The organism is Deferribacterota bacterium (assembly GCA_034189185.1).
Lineage (GTDB): Bacteria > Chrysiogenota > Deferribacteres > Deferribacterales > UBA228 > UBA228.
The window spans coordinates 1-3764 of sequence record JAXHVM010000171.1 but is presented as its reverse complement, the minus strand read 5'-3'; the positions used below and the strand labels follow the sequence as shown (position 1 = coordinate 3764).

Annotated in this window: 3 protein-coding genes; all 3 read right to left on the bottom strand. The window is 30.0% G+C overall.

Translation table 11 applies throughout. The features are described from left to right. The coding region (locus SVN78_09270; GenBank protein MDY6821795.1) for a sodium/proline symporter at positions 1 to 615 on the bottom strand (615 nt) is incomplete at its 3' end. 243 nt (positions 616 to 858) lie between these two features. Beyond that, positions 859 to 2079: an MFS transporter gene (locus SVN78_09265; GenBank protein ID MDY6821794.1), complete on the bottom strand. Its 1221-nt coding sequence runs from the start codon at positions 2077 to 2079 to the stop codon at positions 859 to 861. Between the two features lie 77 nt (positions 2080 to 2156). Further along, on the bottom strand, positions 2157 to 3338 hold the full coding sequence (locus SVN78_09260) for an endonuclease/exonuclease/phosphatase family protein (GenBank protein MDY6821793.1): 1182 nt from the start codon (positions 3336 to 3338) through the stop codon (positions 2157 to 2159). Between the last annotated feature and the right edge of the window lie 426 nt (positions 3339 to 3764).

Here is a 3764-nt window from a genome sequence, read left to right as displayed (position 1 = left end):
GATAGCACCAAAAAACATTATAATTGCTTGAACTGCATCTGTATACATACAAGCTTCTAGTCCGCCAGCCATTACATATATTAGAACAACTAAACCTCCAACTATAACACCGTAATAATAAGGTATACCAAAGAGAACTTGAGTAATTTTTCCAGCAGCTATTATTTGGGCAAGTAGATATAACCAAGTAAAGACAAGTCCAATTATACCACCTGTTAAAGGTATGTATTTAGAGGCTTTTGAGGTAGGATCATAGAAACGCTTATATATAAGATCTATAGGTGTTAATGCTTTTAAGTAGTGTGACAATGCATTGAGTCTTCTACCAAGAATTGTAAAATTTATATACCCACCACCAGCATCACCTGCTTCATACCAAAAGGCAAATAGCCCTAGCATATATGCATAACCTGGCAGACCCATAAACATAAAACCACTCATAGCACCGGCTCCATGGCTTAAAGCAACTAATAAAGCCCCAATTTTTCTGCCTCCAACGGTATAATCTTCAGTTGTCTTTATTTTTTTTGAAGTCCAACTTCCTACTAGAATTATAAAAATTAGATATGCAATCCATACGATTACTGATTCTAAATGCATATTGATGTTACTCATGTTAATCGTATTATATTATTTTTTTCTATTCCAATAAAGCCAAGTGACAATAGCTAGTACTATCCAAAGTGTTGGCCAAAAGAAGAAGAATGCCCACGATAGGTATGGTTTTATATCCATATTTTACCTATTGTAATTTAGTGGAAATTATAATAAATTTTTAGTTAATTTTATGCAAGATAATTTATTAAATTTATTTTGAAATAATTATTATAATAATGGTAAAGAAAGATAGCGTAAGATTTAACTATGGTTTAATAGGTTTAGTTTAAGAAATAGGGCAGATAGTAGAAATAGTGAAGCTACTAGGATAAAAATAATAATAAATCCTAGTTCTATGTTGAAAATACTAAGAATTATACCGCCTAGAAGAGGTCCAGCAAAATTACCAAGAGCATTTATGCTAGCACTAATACCATATAGTGACCCTTTATTTGAGTTAATAGTGAATTTACTTATTAGCGTATTAGCTGATGGCAGGATGCCAGCCAAGCCCAAGCCAAGGAGAAGTCTTAATAAAATTAGTGCCTCAATATTAGTTACTATACAGTGTAATATAAAAATAAGAGATGTAAAAAAAAGACATAAAAACAGTGTGTTTTGCGCACCTTTTATATCGCTTAACTTACCAAGAATGGGAGCAAAAAACACGTTTGTTACTGCCACTGCAATAAAAGTTAATGAAACCATTATTTCTAAATAGTTACCGACATATAAAGATTTTACAAAAAGTGCTAATTCTGGTTCTATACTTTTTATAGATAGTTGGGTGATTAGTATTATAAAAAATATAATTAAAAGCATTCTGCTTTGCTTAATAATACTTAGGCCATTATAAATTTTATGTAGGGAAAATTTTTCTAGAATATCAGCTTTTCCACCTATATTCGTTCTATTTTTTTCAGTTAGACCAAAAAGAAGCATTAGAAAATTAAAAAAACTTATTATTGATGCTAGTATAAAACTAAAACGATAACCCAAGAAATGTGCTAAAAAACCACCTATTGCAGGGCCTATTAATAAACCTGACATCTGCCCAGTTTGTATCAATCCCATTGAATATCCTAATTTTTCCTTTGGCATTTCATATGCTATAAAGGTGATAGCAGCCGCATTAAAACCACTAAAACAACCCATTATAAATCTAATAATAAAGAACTCATATACATTACTAATAAAGGCTGTTATAAACATAAAAAAGGAGATAACAAAGGATGCTCTTAAAATCATTATCTTTCGCCCTATTTTATCTGCTAAATATCCCCATATGGGAGATACTATAAATTGTCCTAAAAACAAAGATCCTGCTATTAACCCAGCCCAGAAGGCGACAGCTTTAGGGTCATCTACTTTTAAATCTTCATTTATAAAAATAGGTATATATGGAACGATAAATGTTTGGCCAAGCCTTGTAAAGAATTGTCCAATAACTAAAACGTATAAGTTTTTTCTCCACTGCTGCATATTTAAATATAGAATATAAAAATTAAAAAAAGAAATATTATTTTAAATAAAAAAATTGATTTTAATTATTTATCTAATTAAGGCATAACAATATCTATCCATACTAAATGATGGTCAGAACTTGCAGGACCATTGTCAGTATATTCAACTAATCTATATAATGGATCATCTTGCGTAGGCCAAAATATGCCAGAGGCTATTGTTGTTAAGTTAGCTGATGGTAATACATAGTCAACCCTTAAGCCCCCCGCAAAACTTGCAGTATCATAGGCAGGATTCCCTTTATGAGCTGTACTACCATATTCACTTTTTGAATATTCTATTCCTCCCAAACTTGAGGGTGTGCAAGAGCCATATGATACACACTGGTTAATCATGGGTTTATCAAGCAATTGGTTTACTGCTCCTTTAATACTATCCCCATCAAAAGGGTCAGCATTGAGATCTCCCATGATAATAAAAAATACATCCTTTGTTAGTCCACCTTTTTTACCATTATCATCATAGATATAATGGTTATTGTTTGGATCAATATAATCTGCAAAAAACCTAATTTCATCATAATTTCTTTTTCCATTCCTATCCTCAGGCCCATCAAATGTTGGTGGAGTAGGATGACTTGCAAGTATGTGGAAGACTATACCCTCATCTATCCTAATTGGCACATCAACGTGGTTTTTAGAAGATAGTCGTAGAATATTAACCTCTTCTTTTGTGTAATAATCATAGGGTATTAAAGCATTGGGCATATCTTTCCAAAGAAATTTTCTAAAAGTTCTCATATTATTGTGATCAATTGGGTATTTTGAGAATAGGGCAAATGCATATTGACCCTCAAACTGGCCAAAACCAAAACAATCGTCAGCCTCGTGTAGTATTCCATTTTTGTTTAAATCATATCCTGTATCAACGCCTGTATTTGATTGTGCATGATAGATGTAATTAAAGTGTATAGCTTTGCTACCATTATGTGAAACTTCTAAATAATTTCTTTTAAAGGCATCAATTGCAACATTATTTTCATAATAGTCAAATTCATTTATAAGAAGTATATCTGGATTTACCCTTTGTATTATTTCAGCAACATTTTCTATTTGCTTATCATTTCCATTTTTTAGATCTTCTAATAATCTACCTTTTAAATCTCTATACATTGAAGCATTAAATGTAGCGCATCTAATAGTTTTAATTTCTTCTGCAGAGGAAACCATACAAAAAAATAATAGAAAAAAAATAGTTAATGCAAGTATATTTTTCATTATTATGCTCCCAATTGAATATTGCTCAATACTTTTAGTATATTCAAGAATATTATAATTATTGTTAAAATAATGTAATTTTTTATTAATTATTAATAACATATAATTATTCATAAAGATAAGTTGTACTCGACAGGATTTAAATAGGATTTGTTTTCTACGACTGGTACAGCTATGCAGTTTAAAGCTATCCTATTTGTAGCTTATTAAATTACTTTTAAACCTCAATTAGTAAAAACAATGTATATAAAATTTAGCTGACAAATTTTAGTAAATTACTTGACTTCTAGATAAAAACAAAATAAAATAGAGTTATTACTTTAATAAATGTAGCTTAAATGTCACTGGACTGTTTTATAGGTATAGATAAAACAATGGAAAAAGAAAAAAGCTTTAAAATAAGAAATATTTTAACAAAGTTTATTA